At 63.7% G+C, this 14,819-nt stretch carries 20 protein-coding genes; 9 read left to right on the forward strand and 11 right to left on the reverse strand.

Going from position 1 to position 14,819, the window contains the following annotated elements:
* Nucleotide 1: 1 nt before the first annotated feature.
* Nucleotides 2-907, reverse strand: a complete 906-nt coding sequence (trxA, locus tag PJE01S_RS17490; protein ID WP_068834923.1) for a thioredoxin — start codon at nucleotides 905-907, stop codon at nucleotides 2-4.
* 247 nt (nucleotides 908-1,154) lie between these two features.
* On the opposite strand from trxA, the gene purE reads away from it, so the two are divergent.
* The 4 genes from purE to PJE01S_RS17510 all read left to right on the forward strand — a co-directional run bounded on the left by purE (nucleotide 1,155) and on the right by PJE01S_RS17510 (nucleotide 4,704).
* Nucleotides 1,155-1,673, forward strand: a complete 519-nt coding sequence (gene purE / locus PJE01S_RS17495) for a 5-(carboxyamino)imidazole ribonucleotide mutase (protein ID WP_068834924.1) — start codon at nucleotides 1,155-1,157, stop codon at nucleotides 1,671-1,673.
* Nucleotides 1,670-2,911 carry a 5-(carboxyamino)imidazole ribonucleotide synthase gene (locus tag PJE01S_RS17500; RefSeq protein WP_068834925.1) on the forward strand — a complete coding sequence of 414 codons (1,242 nt, stop codon included), beginning with the start codon at nucleotides 1,670-1,672 and terminating at the stop codon, nucleotides 2,909-2,911. The genes purE and PJE01S_RS17500 overlap by 4 nt, the downstream gene beginning before the upstream one ends.
* Nucleotides 2,911-3,897 carry an L-threonylcarbamoyladenylate synthase gene (locus tag PJE01S_RS17505; protein ID WP_068834926.1) on the forward strand — a complete coding sequence of 329 codons (987 nt, stop codon included), beginning with the start codon at nucleotides 2,911-2,913 and terminating at the stop codon, nucleotides 3,895-3,897. The genes PJE01S_RS17500 and PJE01S_RS17505 overlap by 1 nt, the downstream gene beginning before the upstream one ends.
* A 108-nt stretch (nucleotides 3,898-4,005) precedes the next feature.
* Nucleotides 4,006-4,704, forward strand: coding sequence for a CDGSH iron-sulfur domain-containing protein (locus tag PJE01S_RS17510; protein ID WP_068834927.1), 699 nt, complete (start codon nucleotides 4,006-4,008; stop codon nucleotides 4,702-4,704).
* Nucleotides 4,705-4,754: 50 nt separating this feature from the next.
* On the opposite strand, the gene PJE01S_RS17515 is transcribed toward PJE01S_RS17510, so the two are convergent.
* Nucleotides 4,755-5,639 carry an MBL fold metallo-hydrolase gene (locus PJE01S_RS17515; RefSeq protein ID WP_068834928.1) on the reverse strand — a complete coding sequence of 295 codons (885 nt, stop codon included), beginning with the start codon at nucleotides 5,637-5,639 and terminating at the stop codon, nucleotides 4,755-4,757.
* A 90-nt stretch (nucleotides 5,640-5,729) separates the two neighbouring features.
* Here PJE01S_RS17515 and PJE01S_RS17520 point away from each other — a divergent pair, with 90 nt between their 5' ends.
* From PJE01S_RS17520 to PJE01S_RS17530, 3 genes are read left to right on the forward strand one after another with little or no spacing between them, the layout of a single operon-like run.
* Complete coding sequence (locus PJE01S_RS17520) at nucleotides 5,730-6,053, forward strand: ArsR/SmtB family transcription factor (RefSeq protein ID WP_068834929.1); 324 nt, start codon at nucleotides 5,730-5,732, stop codon at nucleotides 6,051-6,053.
* Nucleotides 6,053-6,487, forward strand: coding sequence for a YeeE/YedE family protein (locus tag PJE01S_RS17525; RefSeq protein WP_174548561.1), 435 nt, complete (start codon nucleotides 6,053-6,055; stop codon nucleotides 6,485-6,487). Before PJE01S_RS17520 ends, PJE01S_RS17525 begins: the two co-directional genes overlap by 1 nt.
* Nucleotides 6,488-6,496: 9 nt before the next feature.
* Complete coding sequence (locus PJE01S_RS17530; protein WP_068834931.1) at nucleotides 6,497-6,934, forward strand: YeeE/YedE family protein; 438 nt, start codon at nucleotides 6,497-6,499, stop codon at nucleotides 6,932-6,934.
* A gap of 51 nt (nucleotides 6,935-6,985) precedes the next feature.
* Here the strand turns inward: PJE01S_RS17530 and cutA are convergent, their stop codons facing one another.
* From cutA to dacB, 9 genes are all read right to left on the reverse strand, one after another.
* The gene (gene cutA / locus PJE01S_RS17535; protein ID WP_245660830.1) at nucleotides 6,986-7,360 is read right to left on the reverse strand and encodes a divalent-cation tolerance protein CutA; all 375 of its coding nucleotides are present in this window, start codon (nucleotides 7,358-7,360) and stop codon (nucleotides 6,986-6,988) included.
* Nucleotides 7,361-7,758: 398 nt separating this feature from the next.
* Nucleotides 7,759-8,046, reverse strand: coding sequence for an HNH endonuclease (locus PJE01S_RS26320; protein WP_369406098.1), 288 nt, complete (start codon nucleotides 8,044-8,046; stop codon nucleotides 7,759-7,761).
* A 13-nt stretch (nucleotides 8,047-8,059) separates the two neighbouring features.
* Nucleotides 8,060-8,668, reverse strand: coding sequence for a hypothetical protein (locus PJE01S_RS26405; protein WP_500796507.1), 609 nt, complete (start codon nucleotides 8,666-8,668; stop codon nucleotides 8,060-8,062).
* 127 nt (nucleotides 8,669-8,795) lie between these two features.
* Nucleotides 8,796-9,485, reverse strand: a complete 690-nt coding sequence (locus PJE01S_RS17545; RefSeq protein WP_068834933.1) for an Ea47 family protein — start codon at nucleotides 9,483-9,485, stop codon at nucleotides 8,796-8,798.
* 99 nt (nucleotides 9,486-9,584) lie between these two features.
* Nucleotides 9,585-9,881: a hypothetical protein gene (locus PJE01S_RS25260; protein ID WP_157090376.1), complete on the reverse strand. Its 297-nt coding sequence runs from the start codon at nucleotides 9,879-9,881 to the stop codon at nucleotides 9,585-9,587.
* Between the two features lie 55 nt (nucleotides 9,882-9,936).
* The gene (locus tag PJE01S_RS25265) at nucleotides 9,937-10,266 is read right to left on the reverse strand and encodes a ComEA family DNA-binding protein (protein ID WP_157090377.1); all 330 of its coding nucleotides are present in this window, start codon (nucleotides 10,264-10,266) and stop codon (nucleotides 9,937-9,939) included.
* 62 nt (nucleotides 10,267-10,328) lie between these two features.
* Nucleotides 10,329-10,784 carry a lysozyme inhibitor LprI family protein gene (locus PJE01S_RS24630; protein WP_084389615.1) on the reverse strand — a complete coding sequence of 152 codons (456 nt, stop codon included), beginning with the start codon at nucleotides 10,782-10,784 and terminating at the stop codon, nucleotides 10,329-10,331.
* 567 nt (nucleotides 10,785-11,351) lie between these two features.
* Nucleotides 11,352-11,636 carry a SemiSWEET transporter gene (locus PJE01S_RS17550; RefSeq protein WP_068834934.1) on the reverse strand — a complete coding sequence of 95 codons (285 nt, stop codon included), beginning with the start codon at nucleotides 11,634-11,636 and terminating at the stop codon, nucleotides 11,352-11,354.
* A complete protein-coding gene (gene dacB / locus PJE01S_RS17555; RefSeq protein ID WP_068834935.1) occupies nucleotides 11,633-13,135 on the reverse strand; it encodes a D-alanyl-D-alanine carboxypeptidase/D-alanyl-D-alanine endopeptidase in 1,503 nt (500 codons plus the stop codon). Before dacB ends, PJE01S_RS17550 begins: the two co-directional genes overlap by 4 nt.
* 181 nt (nucleotides 13,136-13,316) lie before the next feature.
* Here dacB and tsaB point away from each other — a divergent pair, with 181 nt between their 5' ends.
* Together tsaB and rimI are read left to right on the forward strand one after the other, a co-directional pair.
* A complete protein-coding gene (gene tsaB, locus PJE01S_RS17560; protein ID WP_068834936.1) occupies nucleotides 13,317-14,099 on the forward strand; it encodes a tRNA (adenosine(37)-N6)-threonylcarbamoyltransferase complex dimerization subunit type 1 TsaB in 783 nt (260 codons plus the stop codon).
* Nucleotides 14,100-14,144: 45 nt separating this feature from the next.
* Complete coding sequence (rimI, locus tag PJE01S_RS17565; protein WP_068834937.1) at nucleotides 14,145-14,624, forward strand: ribosomal protein S18-alanine N-acetyltransferase; 480 nt, start codon at nucleotides 14,145-14,147, stop codon at nucleotides 14,622-14,624.
* The last annotated feature ends 195 nt before the right edge of the window (nucleotides 14,625-14,819 follow it).

Raw genomic sequence — 14,819 nt, forward strand, 5'->3', positions numbered from 1 at the left:
CCTAACTCAGCACCACGCTGCTCAGGCGGCGGCGGTAAGTGGCCAGCACCGGGTCCTCGGGCGGAATCTGCCCGTCGGCCACCTTGGGCTTGGGCGCTTCCATGATGTCGAGCACGGCGATGTAGGTTTTGCGCGCCAGATCCTCGTTCCAGCTCTTGTCGCGCATCAGGATTTCGAGCAACTCGTCCAGCGTGTCGGTCCAGCGCTGCTGCGCCATCAGGCAGCGGGCCTTGTCAAAACGGGCTTCAAAGTCCCGCTTGTTGGCCGCAATCCTTGCATCAAATGTAGCTTCAGCCCCCGCCCCGCCTGCGCTGTCAGCTGCGAAATCGATAGCATCCATCCAGCGCTGCAGCGAGTCGAAACGGCGTACGTGGGAAGTCTGCGCGATCACTGGCGCGAAGGCCACCTTGGCATCGTCGCTGCGGCCCAGCGTCAGCAACTGCTTCACATAGTCAAAGCGCGCGTTGTCGTTGGCGGGGTCGGTCGCCACCGCGTACTGCAGCTTTTCCAGTACGCCTTCGGGGCTGGTGTCGGCCTCGGCCTCGGCGGCAGGCAGTTCCTCTTGCGGGGCTTCTTCGGCCGCGGGCGGCAGGTGTTTGTCGAGGAAGTCCTTGATCTGGCCTTCCGGCAGGGCGCCGGTAAAGCCGTCCACCGGCTGGCCGTTGACCATCAGGATGCAGGTCGGGATGCTGCGTATGCCAAAGGCGGCGCCAAGCTGCTGCTCCTGGTCGGAATCTATCTTCACCAGCTTGAAGCGCCCGGCGTAGGCGGCTTCGACCTTTTCCAGAACCGGGCCCAGCGACTTGCAGGGGCCGCACCAGGGCGCCCAGAAGTCAATCAGCACGGGGGTGGTCATGGAAGCCGCAATGACTTCTTCTTCAAAATTGGCAATGGTGACGTCTATCATGATGGTACTGAGATGGGGTTTGACAAGAGGGTTTCAACGGGCGGCATGGCCGGTGGCAACCCGCTGCTCAGGGCGAAGAAACTGGCGCAGTGCTTTGCCTAAGGCCAAACGATAGCATGCAAGCGGCAGCGCCTCTTTGCGGCTGCGGCCGTCCTTCGGCAGCGGCTGGGGCCGGAATTTTCCCCAGCCCTTAAAATCGGGGGTTCCCGGCGCACTGCCCGCAACCTCCAGACCTTGAAGACCTCCTATGACGACGACAAATAATCTGCCCGGCCCTTTGGTGGGCGTGGTGATGGGCTCCAGCAGCGACTGGGAGACCATGCAGCATGCGGTGCAGATCCTGCAGCAGTTTGGCGTGGCGCACGAAGCCCGGGTGGTGTCGGCCCACCGCATGCCCGACGATTTGTTTGCCTATGCCGAACAGGCCTCGGGCCGCGGCCTGCAGGCCATCATTGCCGGCGCCGGCGGCGCCGCCCATCTGCCGGGCATGCTGGCGGCCAAAACCATCGTGCCGGTGCTGGGCGTGCCGGTGGCCAGCAAGCATTTGCAGGGCGTCGATTCACTGCACAGCATTGTGCAAATGCCCAAGGGCGTGCCGGTCGCCACCTTTGCCATTGGCAACGCCGGTGCCGCCAACGCGGCGCTGTTTGCCGTGGCCCAGCTGGCCCTGCACGACAAGGCCCTGGCCGACAAGCTCAACGCCTTCCGTGCCGAGCAAACGGCTGCGGCACGCGCCATGAGCCTGCCTGTCCCGGGTCAGGCATGAGCGCCCCGACTCGCTTGCCGATTTTCCCCGGCACCGTTTCGGCCTCGGGCCAGCATGCCACGCTGGGCGTGATGGGCGGCGGGCAGCTCGGCCGCATGTTTGTGCATGCCGCGCAGCGCCTGGGTTACTTCACGGCGGTGCTGGACCCGGATCCGCACAGTCCCGCCGGCCGGGCCAGTCACCACCATATCCAGACCGGTTACAGCGACGCGCACGGCCTGTTGCAGCTGAGCTCGCTGTGCGCGGCCGTCACCACCGAATTTGAAAACGTGCCGGCCGGCGCGCTGCAGGCGCTGGCCGTCCGCTGTCCGGTGGCGCCCGGCGCTGCGGCCGTGGCCATTGCGCAAGACCGCATCCAGGAGAAAGCCCATTTCACGGCCAGCGCCGCTGAATCGGGGGTGATGGCGGGTGTGAGTTGCGCGCCCTACGCGGTCATCGAAACGCCGGAGCAGCTCCAGGCCGTACCCGCCGATTTGCTGCCGGGCATTCTGAAAACCGCGCGCATGGGCTACGACGGCAAGGGCCAGGTGCGCGTCAAGGACGCGGCCGGGCTGGCGGCGGCGTGGGCAGACCTGAAGCAGGTGCCCTGCGTGCTGGAAAAAATGCTGCCGCTGAAGGCCGAATGCTCGGTGATCGTGGCGCGCGGCTGGCAGGGCGACATCGTCAGCTTTGCGCCGCAGTGCAATGTGCATGTCGACGGCATCCTGGCCGTGACCGAGGCTTATGAAGGGAATATGCCTCCAGCCCTTGCTGCACGGGCGCTGGACGCTGCCAAATCAATAGCAAATCACATCGGCTATGTCGGCGTCTTGTGCGTCGAATTTTTCGTGATTGAGGACGGCAGCGCGCACGGCGCCCTGGTGGTCAACGAAATGGCGCCGCGCCCGCACAACAGCGGCCACTACACGCTGGATGCCTGCGATGTCTCGCAGTTTGACCTGCAGGTGCATGCCATGGCCGGCCTGCCCTTGCCGCAGCCGCGCCAGCATTCGCCGGCCATCATGCTCAATCTGCTGGGCGAGGTGTGGCTGGACGCCCAGGGCCGGGCGCACACGCCCGACTGGCAGGCCGTGCTGGCACTGCCCGGCACGCATTTGCACCTGTATGGCAAAACCGAGGCGCGTGCGGGCCGCAAGATGGGCCACCTGAACATCACTGGCGCCGATGTCGCCAGCGTCAAGGCCACGGCGCGCCAGGCCGCCGCGATTCTGGGCCTGCCCGGTTTCGAGGGCGTCTGATGATTCTGCCCGGCACCGACCCGCAGGCCGTTGAGCAGGCCGCCCGCCGCATCCAGGCCGGCGCGCTGGTCGGTTTTCCGACGGAGACGGTGTATGGCCTGGGGGCCGATGCCTCCAATGACCAGGCCGTGGCCGGCATTTTTGCGGCCAAGGGCCGTCCGTCCGACCATCCGCTGATCGTGCATGTGGCCGATGCGGCGCAGGTGAGCGACTACGCCAGCCATGTGCCCGACTTTGCCGCCCGCCTCATGAAGGCCTTCTGGCCCGGCCCGCTGACCGTGATCTTGCCGCGCAAGGACGGCGTGGCGGCGGCCTCTGCCGGTGGTCAAAATTCAATTGGCCTGCGCTGCCCCGCGCATCCGGTGGCTCTGGCCTTTCTGAAGGCCTGCAACACCGGCGTGGCCGGCCCCAGCGCGAATCGCTTTGGCCGCGTCAGCCCGACCACCGCGCAACATGTGCAGCAGGAGTTTGGTGACGCGCTGCTGGTGCTCGACGGCGGGCCGTGCCAGGTCGGCATTGAGTCCAGCATCGTGGACTGCACGCGCGGCCGGCCGGTGCTGCTTCGCCCCGGCGTGCTCACGCGCGCGCAGCTGGAAGCCGCCTGCGGCGAGCCGGTGCTGGACAAGGACGAATGGCCGCAAGCCGTGGGGACGGCACCGCGCGCCTCCGGTACGCTGGAAGCGCATTACGCGCCCAACGCCAGGGTGCGCCTGATGGATGCCGGCGCGATCCAGACCGCGCTCGATCTGCTGGGAGCGGACGCCGCCCATATCGCGGTCTATGCCCGCGCCATCATGCGCATCCAGTCGGCGCAGGTGCTGTACCGCCGCATGCCGGACGACGCGGCGGCCACCGCCCGGCAGCTGTTCGCCGTGCTGCGCGACTTTGATGCCCAGGGCGTCCAGCTGATCTGGGTCGAACACCCACCGATTGACGCGGCATGGGACGGCGTGCGCGACCGGCTCGGGCGGGCCGCGGCAAGCTGAGCGTTCGGCGCGCTGGCGAGACCCCCCTTTTTTCGGATCAGAGCACTACAATTTCTCACCGGCGTCGCCAGGCGCTCCTTCTGTCACCCCAGAGCGGAGGATAGGATCATGATCCCAGCAGGCAAGGACGTTCGCGTCGTCATTTCCAAGAACGGCCCCTACATCGTCACCGGCCAGGTCCCGCTGGCCACGCAGACGATTGGCGTGGATGGCGAAGGAGGCTCGGAAACCTGGGTCGCCGGCGAGGCCTTGCCGACGCCAGCGGGCTACCAGCTGTGTCGCTGCGGTCACTCGAGCAGCAAGCCCTTTTGCGACGGAACGCATAGAAAGATAGGCTTCGATGGCACCGAGACGGCGAGCCGCGAACCCTACCTCACGCAGGCCAAGGTTTCCGACGGCCCCAGCATGCAGCTGGCCGACGCCCATAAGCTTTGCGCATCCGCCCGCTTTTGCGATCCGCATGGCCAGGTATGGCGCCAGGTGGCGCAAACCGACAAGGCCGGGGTCCGGGTGATGTTTATTCGCCAGGTGGGACACTGCCCCTCGGGCCGGCTGGAGGCTTGGGACAAGGGGACGGACGAGTCCGTGGAGCCGGAACTGCCGGTGTCGATTGGCCTCGTGGAGGACCCGCAACAGCAATGCAGCGGGCCGCTCTGGCTGCGCGGCGGAATTCCCCTGATCTCGTCGGACGGCTTTGCCTACGAGGTGCGCAACCGCGTCACGCTGTGCCGCTGCGGGCAGTCGCGGAACAAGCCATTTTGCGATGGCTCGCACGCGGCCATCAAATTCCGCGATCAGACCTGGTAAAGCAAGCTAGAAAGCAAGCCAGGGCCGTCGGCTTCCCTCGACACTGTGATTCACGGTGACTTGTGAAGCGGCAGGGTGTTCAGTGGAATCCGCAGGTAGGCAATGCCGTTGTCATCGGGTGGCGGCAGCTGCCCCGCGCGGATGTTGACCTGAATCGACGGCAGGATCAGGGTCGGCATCCCCAGCGTGGCGTCGCGTGCCGTGCGCATGGCCACGAAGGCGTCTTCGCTGATGCCATCGCGCACATGGATGTTGTGGGCCCGCTGCTCGGCGACGCTGCTCTGCCACCTGGCTTCGCGGGATGCCGGCGGGTAGTCATGGCAGACGTACAGCGCGGTGTCGGGCGGCAGCGCCAGCAGGCGCTGGATGGAGCGGTACAACTGCCTGGCGTCGCCGCCCGGGAAATCGGCGCGGGCGGTGCCCACGTCGGGCATGAACAGCGTGTCGCCGACAAACACCGAGTCATCCACCTGGTAGGCCATGTCGGCCGGCGTGTGCCCCGGCACCAGCAACGCGGTGGCCTCGACCGCGCCTATCCTGAACGTTTCGCCGTCCTTGAACAGGTGGTCGAACTGGCCGCCGTCGGGCAGAAAGCTGCGTTCGAGGTTGTAAATCTTCCGGAAGGTGGCCTGCACCTGGCGGATGTTCTCGCCGATGGCGATGCGCCCGCCCAGGCGCTCCTGCAGGTGGTACGCGCCCGACAGGTGGTCGGCGTGGGCATGGGTTTCCAGTATCCACTCAAGGTGCAGGCTCTGTTCATGCACATAGGCCAGCACCCGGTCGGAGGATTCGGTGCTGGTGTGGCCGGACTTGAAGTCGTAGTCGAGCACCGGGTCTATGACCGCGGCGTGCCTGGTCGCGTGGTCCCAGACCACATAGGACACCGTCCCGGTGGTGGGGTCCAGGAAAGCCTGGGTCGTGGTTCGGGTGCTCATGCGTGTCTCTGGGGGGCGTTCCCGGCAATGCGTTGCTCTACATTATATTAAATGATATATTGATGTCAACTTGAACCTGTGAACCCCCCGATGATGCTCTCCCAGCCTTTGATAGACCCCGAAATTTTGCGCGGCGCCGCAGGGCAGGCCGTCGCCGTCCTCAAGCTGCTGGCCAATGAAGACCGGCTGCTGCTGCTGTGTCAGCTGTCGCAAGGCGAAATGTGCGTCAGCGAGCTCGAGGAGCAGCTGGATATTCACCAGCCCACGCTGTCGCAGCAGCTGGGCGTGCTGCGCGGCGAAGGGGTGGTGAGCACACGGCGGCAAGGCAAGAACATTTTCTACAGCGTCGCCGACCCCGCGCTGCTCGAAATCCTGGCGGTGCTGTACCGCCTTTACTGCCCCAAGGCGCCATGATGGCTATCGACTGGAATGCCTTCACGCCGTGGCCGGCGCTAGCCGGTGGCGTACTGATTGGCGTCGCGGCCGCGATGTTTGTCTTGCTCAATGGCCGCATTGCCGGCATCAGCGGTGTGCTGGGCGGGCTGCTCAAGCCGGTCAAGGGCGATATCGCGTGGCGCGCCGCCTTTGTGCTCGGCTTGGTCGGGGCGCCACTGGTTTACGGGCTGTTCCAGTTCCCGCCCACGCCGCAGATTGATGCGGAGTACGCGGCCCTCGTCGTCGCCGGCCTGCTGGTCGGCGTGGGCACCCGCTATGGCGCGGGCTGCACCAGCGGCCACGGGGTGTGCGGGCTGTCGCGCCTGTCACCGCGCTCGCTGGCCGCCACCCTCAGTTTCATGGCGGCGGGTTTCGCCACGGTGTGGGTGATCCGGCATCTTGTCGGCATTTGAGGCGTCGTCATGCTCGCCTTCACCTCCCTGCTCACCGGCCTGGTTTTTGGCTTGGGCCTCATCGTTTCCGGCATGGCGAACCCCGCCAAGGTGCTGGGTTTTCTGGATTTGTCCGGCCGCTGGGACCCGTCGCTGGCCTTGGTGATGGTGGGCGCCATCGCTGTTGGTGCACTCGCATTTTTCGTGGCCCGCCAGCGCACCGTGTCGTGGATGGGCGCCGAGATGAAGCTGCCCACGGCGCGCCTCATAGACCGCCGGCTGCTCATGGGCAGCACGCTGTTCGGCATAGGCTGGGGCATCGCCGGCTTCTGTCCGGGGCCGGCGCTCGTCGCTCTTGGCCTGGGGGAGATCAAGGCGGTGGTGTTTGTCATCGCGATGCTGGCCGGCATGGGGCTGTTTGAACTGCTGGAGAGGCGCAAGCAGCACCCCCTCACGCCTGGCCGTTGAGGGCATGCGTTTTCGGCCTCAACGGGCGATCAATGGGCGCTCAAGGGGTGATCAGGGGGCGGCATCATCCTGCGTGCCGGCATCCACCCAGCGCAGGTAGTCCTTCGAGCCGGCAGTGATGGGAATCTGCACGATTTCCGGCGTCTCATACGCATGCCGTGCAAGGATGAATTGCTCAAGCTCCTGATACCGCGCCTGCTGCGTCTTGATGGACAGCTGCCACTCCGGCTCGGCGCAGAGCTGGCCCTGCCACTGGTAGAAACTCCGGATCGGCTGGATCTGCACGCAGGCGCCCAGCCGCGCCTCGACAATCTGGCGGGCCAGCGTTTCGGCCTGCGCCTCGCTGGCCGTGCTGGTCAGCACGATGCAATAAGGCGTTGCATTCTTCATGTCGTCTTTCGCCAGTTCGTTGGGTTCGCAGCTCACATCCTGGCCTTCCCGGGTTCAGCCTGTCAACAATGGGGCTGCCCAAAATTCAGGCATTGCGGCGCGGGCCGCGCCAGATGGTGGTTTTACCCGCATACCGTTCGGTCATCAACAGCCTTGTCCACATCCGGCAGGGATAACTCATCCGCCCGTCCGCAGGCTGGCCGCCCCTGGCTATCGGCTGCCGTCCTTCAGCGCCCAGTCCACCAGCGCTTCGAGGGCAAGCCGTGCCGCCGGCGCGTAGAGGCTACATCACACGCTCATGCGCGAAAGTTGTTCGTCCATCTGCGAATGTCTGCTCTGAAAATTAGCCGCCGGTATACGACTGCAGGCGCATCCCCAACAGCCAAACTATCGGTCAGTTTCTTGCCGTTGAGGGGGAGTCCATATACGACCTGTTAGCCAGCATTGCCGCAACTTCTGCTCGCCAGCAGCTCGCGCAACTCGTCCACCGATAAGTGCGGATCGCTTCGATGAAGCATGCGGTGGCAATTTGGGCACACCAGAGCCAAGTCCTCCGCTTTCGTCTTCGTGGTGCCACCAAGCCTGTGGACGGGTACGCGGTGGTGCGCCTCAATAAAGCCCTCTCCAAGTTCTCCGAAAGCTTGGGCAAAATCGAATGCACAGGCCTCGCATTCCAGCTTCCCGGTCTTGGCCAATCGGGCTGCCTTGACACGCCTAGGCAAGCTCCCGTCTCGCTCAAGCTTGCGGTGCAGGATGTACGACTCGCGCCCTTCTGATCGGAGATTGGCTAGACTCGTCAGAACCTGCTACGGGGTCTAGCACTGGGTTTGGGTGCGAAGACCGCAGCCCGGAAAAGTAGTGGCCGAGGGAGCATCCCTCGTGTCCCTCACGGTGTTCAGCGTGCGCTCGCGGAACTCCCTTCGGTCCTGCAACATGCAAGCGCACAGCACCGTGGCATTCGATGCAACGTGTCAGTGCACTCGGCCGAGCCAATGCTGAAGCCACGGATACTCTTCTCCAGCCGCTTCGGCCCCACACCTCACAGTAGTCGTTCGTGTGCGGCGTTACGCGAGCGCTCTGATGGACCTCGAACTCGCCTGAGCCCGCGCCGAGCCCCTCGAGACTTGCCCGATGCTTAGCCACCCCCAGGATGTACGATGAGTGATAGGTGATTTGGCGATATGTCGCAGGCGACCAGTCTCCAGTCTTGGCTAGGAGGTCCAAGACCTTCGCGGTCCGCTCCGGGCTCGCAGCCCGCGGCTTACCCGAAGCAGGGACGAATTGAAGCTTGGGACCATCCACTGACACCGTGAACGGCTTTCCTCTGCCCTCAGTTTGCAGCACCTGGCCGCCCAACCGCTTGCAGTACTCGCGAAACTCTTCGAACGTGACCAATTCGCCTCCTGCTGGCTAACGTTTGACATGAGAGGCCTGACCCGGCTTGCCGGGGCAGGTCCTCTCGATGGAAGGGTTATACGGCGTCATCCCAGCCCCACTTCACGACGAGAGAAGGATCGACATCGGTTTCAAGAAGAGTTTGAGTTCGCAGCATGTCTACTTCCACCGCCGTGCTCTCAACTTCAGCCCCAAAGAAGCTGTGGGCCTCTTCAACGATCGAACCGACGTAGTTTAGAGATTGGACGCACAGGCCCAGCACTTCCGATTCGCCGAGCTCCTCTACCACCCAGGTTCTGTGCACTCCGAATTGCTCCCAAGGCTGCGAGTGCTCTTCATCGAGAAAAAAGCCAACCCTTTCCTTCAATCGCTCTATGACCCATCTTGATGGAGCGAAGAGGGGCACAGGGTGCTGCATTCCGAGTTTGAAGCGACGGCGGCGAAACACACCGGACCAAGCCGTACTTCGTGCCTTCAATGAGCTCTGCTTCACAACGACGTTTCGCGCTTGGACGAATCGTCGTAGCAGATCGCTCTGCCTCATTTCAGCTTGCTTGCCCGCATACCAGGATTCAAAGTTTTCCGGCTTACTCGGCTCGCTCTGCAACATAAACGTGATGTTCCGAAGCGCCTGAATAAAAGCATTCAGGTTGAACTGAAATTCTTCGGGGTCATGGTAGTGCTCGGCGCACTTCCGGAGGAAGTAGGTCGCCTCCTTGAACTTCTGATGCGTGTCAGGAACTGGGCAATCGCCTCGGTCGTTCATGCCAGCGGTCCCTAAGCCGTATAACGTCGGAAATGAGCGGACGCCGTAGGCGATCCGTCCTCCATTGACTTGTTAAACCTGCAGGTCTGAACATCGACGTTAGTTTCCATTTACGCCTTTCTTGACGCGCTGTTTATGAGTCACCAAGAGGAAAAGCAGGTACACCAACGGCCCGGCAGCTAACGCAGACCACGCAACCTCGCTCTGAATATGCCCATAGGCGGCGGCAGAACCCCAATATACGCAGGCGGGGATCAAAGTGGCAACGAGCCACCAAGTACGCATGCGGCCCACGCGACGAGGTGACTTTAGAACCAAAAGAGAAGGCCCTAAAGTTGCCGCGATCACGATAACTAAGTCAATGAATATTCCGACGAGCGCGCCAAGCGGATTCATGCGGTTTAACGTGAAAGTTAGCCGACGCCGCAGGCGATCGGCCTTGACTGGTGAGTTAGCGACACGTTTCGCCATTGACTCTGAGCCCTCGCTCAGACATTTGCGCCAAACCAAACCCCGTCGGCGACCGCGTAATGCCCAGGCGCCTAGAAAAATCATCGCAACCAGAAAATGCGCGAAGGTCTCTTTCCTTCATGATTTTTGCAGCGGTTGCAGGACCAATGCCTGGCACGTAATACAAGCTTTCAGCGGTGTCGATGTTTGCCTCCACCACTAGCTGTGATTGAGACTGCTTCTTTTCATCTGGTGCGGCATATCCAATGAGCACAGCAGCCGTCACGCAAGCAGACACTACCGAAAAACGACCATCTATGAGGAGGTTCATGACTTCTATCTCGCTAACGTTGAAGTTGTGGGGCGGCGTAGCCGTCCAACACGAACGGCCAGTTAGCGGTCATTGAGATAGTCGCGTTGCAACAAGCGCAGCTGTGCATTGCGCAATTTGTAGTGGTCAACAACACACGCATCTCCAGTAGGTCCAAGGTCAGTTCCTTGACCGAAGACGTCGCCAATAATCTCACAATCGGCCCGGACGAACTTCTCCCAATTGGCTTGCGCCACTGTCAGTCCTTTTGCCGCAGAGCGATAGTCGGTGAGATCGCGCCCAGACCCTGAAAGAGATTTTCCGATTTGACCAAGGATTGTTCGTTGTTCACGCTTGAGCTGGCGTATTAGCTCGCCTTGACATTCACCGCGTTCTAGGATGCCGCCGTTCTGCCTCTTGATGCAATCCAAAACCCGAGGATCCCATTCGCTTGTGGAGTGCACCCGTGCAGTAACTTCATCGGCTGCAGCGAAGCAGCTTGCAACGGTCAAAAAGAGGGCAATCGCGATTCTGAGCATGAGCGCTAACGTGATTTAAACCGCAACGTGCTGCGGTATAACGTGGCGACTTCAACTACAAAAACTGGCATTTAGGCTTGTCCCGCTTGAATAGTTTGCTCCATTAAAAAAAATGGCGACAAACCCGGTAACTTGTAAGAAATGGCTCGTTCCACATTGGCAGCGATTCTCGACCAAACGTTGTGGTTTGACTATCCCCCATGTGGTGGAGAGTGCCGAAAGAACGCTGTCGCTGCAGTTCCATTGTTCGACGCCCAACTCTCAGTGACCGCAGAGGATCTACTGTTGACCTGTCGATAATTTCCTCAAAGCAGTCATCACCAACTTCACTGGTCAGGCACCGCCGGAATGGTGGGTAGCCCTTGACCTCTCCATAGGGGGTTTTGCAGTAGCGCACCTCAGTGCGCCCGCACCCATGCAGGCCATTTTCCGATATTCAGGCTATAGGGCACAGCGCGCCCGCTCGGGCAACTGGCCTGGCAGGCGAGTTGGTTGAAAAGCCGGGGCGCGACTTTTTGCAGAACCAGCAGACTTGTTCATTGACGCAGCATGTTGGGGCTGTTTTGCCTAGCTGTGCTGTGCGGGTGTACCGGCGCTACGGCCATAAATCAATTTCATCCCCAGAATCGCCAGCGCCAGCACCAGCGTAATCGCGTTGGCAATCACCACGGGCCAGGCGCCCAGCATCAAACCGTAAGCCAGCCACAGGGCAATACCCGCAGTGAACACGCTGTACATGCCCAGCGAAACGCCGCTGACGTCGCGGGTCTTGAAGCTGAGCCAGACCTGCGGCACAAAGCTGACGGTGGTCAGGCACGCGGCCAGCGAGCCGATGAAGTCGGTCGGGCTCATCGGCCACCCTCCTTCACGGCCCAGTCCACCAGCGCGTCCAGCGCCGGCCGTGCCGCCGGCGCATTCGGGTGGTTGATGATGGCCACCACCACCAGGCGCCTGCCGCTGGGCGTGTGCACATAGCCGGCCAGCGCGGTGGCGTCGCGCAGGGTGCCGGTTTTCAGATGCGCCCAGCCCTGCGAGACACGGGACCTGTTGCGCTTGAGCGTGCCGTCCACGCCGATGATGGGCAGGGAGGCCATCAGCTCGGGCATGGCGCCTGAGACGTAGGCGGTTTGCAGCAGGCGGGCCAGCCCCTGCGGCGACACGCGCTCCAGCCGCGACAGGCCCGAGCCGTTGTCCAGCAGCGGCAGGTCCTGCTCGCCAAGGCGCGCCTGCCACCAGCTGCGTACCAGCTCGCGCGAGGCTTCGTTGCTGGCCGGGCCCGCCTGTTGGCCAGCTGCCAGGCTCAGCGTCAGAAACAGCTGCTGCGCCATCACGTTGTTGCTGAACTTGTTGATGTCGCGGATCACCTCGGTCAGCGTGGGCGAGACCATTTCAAAGGCCGGCTTCTGGCCCGGTGGGGCGGCGCCCTCGCGCACTTGTCCGTCCAGCCGGCCGCCCATTTCCTGCCACATTCCGGCAACGGCGCGCTCGGCGTAGCGGCCGGGGTCGGGGTAGGCCACGGTCCAGGTTTTCTCGCCGCAGGCCATGGGGTAGCTGCCGTTAAAGGCCACGCGCAAGGGGTCGCTGAAATCTGCCTTCAGCAGCGCCCGGTAATCCCAGCACTCGGCCGGCGCGGCGCCGCTGTTCGGCTGGCCGGTCAGCGGCACCGTGCCAGGCAGCTGCACGCCGGCCAGGGGCGGCTCAACGCTCACCGTGGCGCTGCCGCTGGCCGGATTGGGCGTGAAGGTCATCACCAGCGTCTTGTAGTTGATCAGCAGCGCGTCGGGGCCGACGTTGTAGGGCCGCAGCGGTTCGCCATCAAAGTCGGCGGGGTTCTGCATGCTGACCGCAAAGGCGCTGCGGTCCAGCAGGATGTCGCCGGTGATGGTCTTGATGCCCAGCCCCTGCACCCGGCGCAGCAGCAGCCAGAGCCGCTCCATCACCAGCTTGGGGTCGCCCTTGCCCTGAATGATGAGGTTGCCGGCCAGCACGCCGTTGGCGATGGGGCCATCGACATACACCGGCGTGTTCCAGGTGAAGGAGGGGCCCAGCAGCTCCAGCCCGGCATAGGTGGTCACCAGCTTCATGACCGAGGCCGGGTTCATGGCGGCGTTGGCGCGCCAGCTCAGCAAGGGCGCCGATTTGCCGTTCAGCGCCGGTGCGGCATCCACCACCACGGCGGCCAGCGCCTCGCGCGGTACCTTGGCGCGTGCCAGCAGCGCGTCCACCTCGGGCGGCAGGCCTTGGGCGGTGCCGGGAGGACTGGCGAGCAGGCTGCCAAGCCCCAGAAAGCCGGCCAGCAGGCCGGCGGCCAGGCCTTTCTTGAAGCGCGCGCGGGATGGGATGAAAAGCATGCGGCAATTATCCGTTGCCCCGCCCCGCCAACGCGCAGGCCGGATAATCAGGGCATGTGTTTGCGGCCCGCCGCTGGCGCGCCAGACTGGCGCCAGCCCGGTGGGCCCGGGCGCCGTGATCCGGCTGCTCTGTTTTTGATAGCTATTTGCGCCCACTCTGACGGGGCTGGCGCCCTATTTGATGCCTGAACTTCGAAAATTCCTCGCCTTTGACACCAGTACCGACCACCTGTCGGTGGCCGTGACCGACGGCCTGCGCGTCTGGCAGCATAGCGGCCCGGGCGGTGCGCAGGCCTCGACCACGCTGATTCCGGCGGTGCTGGCGCTGCTGGCCGAGGCGGGGCTGAGCCTGGGCGCGCTCGACGCGATTGCCTTTGGCCGCGGCCCCGGGTCGTTTACCGGCCTGCGCACGGCCTGCGCCGTGGCCCAGGGCCTGGCCTTTGGCGCCAACCATGGCGCCGGCATCCCGGTGCTGCCCATAGACACCCTGATGGCGCTGGCGGAAGAGGCGCGCTTCCAGCGGGCGGCAGTCACTGGCTTTACTCACAACACCCCGTTCCGGGTCACGGCGCTGCTCGATGCGCGCATGGACGAAATGTATATGCAGAGCTATGAATTCAATAGCGGAGTGTGGACATCGCTTCACGACTGCGAGCTGATTCGGCCGGAAAACCTGGTGCCGGATCCGGCGGCCCAACTGCTTGCCGGCAATGTGTTTGGTGTCTATGCCGAGCGCCTGCCGGCCGGCCTGGCATCGTTGGCACAGGCCCAAGCCCTGCCGACCGCGACGGCCCTGCTGCGGCTGGCCCCGGCCCTGGCCGCTGCCGGGCAGTGCGTGGACGCAGCCCTGGCCCTGCCGCTCTATGTTCGCGATAAAGTAGCCCTTACCACCGAAGAGCGCGCCCGGGTCAAGGCCCAGGCGGCGCTCGCGGCCCCTGTCGATCAAGCCTTCATTTCCCGTTAAATGCCGTTAAACGCCGCCAAGCGCCGCTGAACACCCCAGTCCTTCATGACCGCCGTCCTGAAACCCCTCGAAGCCCAGTTCGAAGCCATGACGCCCGCCTGGCTGGCGGCGGTGGTGCAGGTCGAGCAAAGCGCTTACGAGCAGCCCTGGACGCAGGGCAATTTCAGCGACTCGCTCAAGGCCGGCTACCAGGCGCAGCTGCTCACGGCGGGCGCCGCGCCCAACGCCGAGCTGCTGGGCTATTTTGTCGCCATGAAGGGCGTGGACGAGGTGCACCTGCTCAACATCACCGTGGCGCCGGCGCACCAGCGCCAGGGCTGGGCCCATGTCATGCTGGATGCGCTGGTGATCTGGGCGCGCGGCCAGGGCGCCGGGTGGCTGTGGCTGGAAGTGCGCGTGGGCAATGCGCGCGCCCAGGCCATTTACGAACGCTACGGTTTTCGCCATGTCGGCACGCGCCGCAATTACTACCCGACCTCCACGTCAAAGCGTGAAGATGCCATCGTCATGAGCCTGGCCCTGTGAGTTAGCTATGAGTGTCCTGCCATGAGTCTTACCCTCGACAAACGCCAGCGCGCCATGTTGCGCGAAATGGGCGTGCGCGTCTGGCAGCCCGCCACGCCGCCAGCCGTGCCGGAAGTTGCTATTGATTTGGTAGCTTCTGGTGCAGATGCGGTGGGCGCCACAGCCATTTTTGTTGAGGAAAACCGGCCGCCGCCC

This window comes from Polaromonas jejuensis NBRC 106434 (assembly GCF_001598235.1).
Lineage (GTDB): Bacteria > Pseudomonadota > Gammaproteobacteria > Burkholderiales > Burkholderiaceae_C > Polaromonas > Polaromonas jejuensis.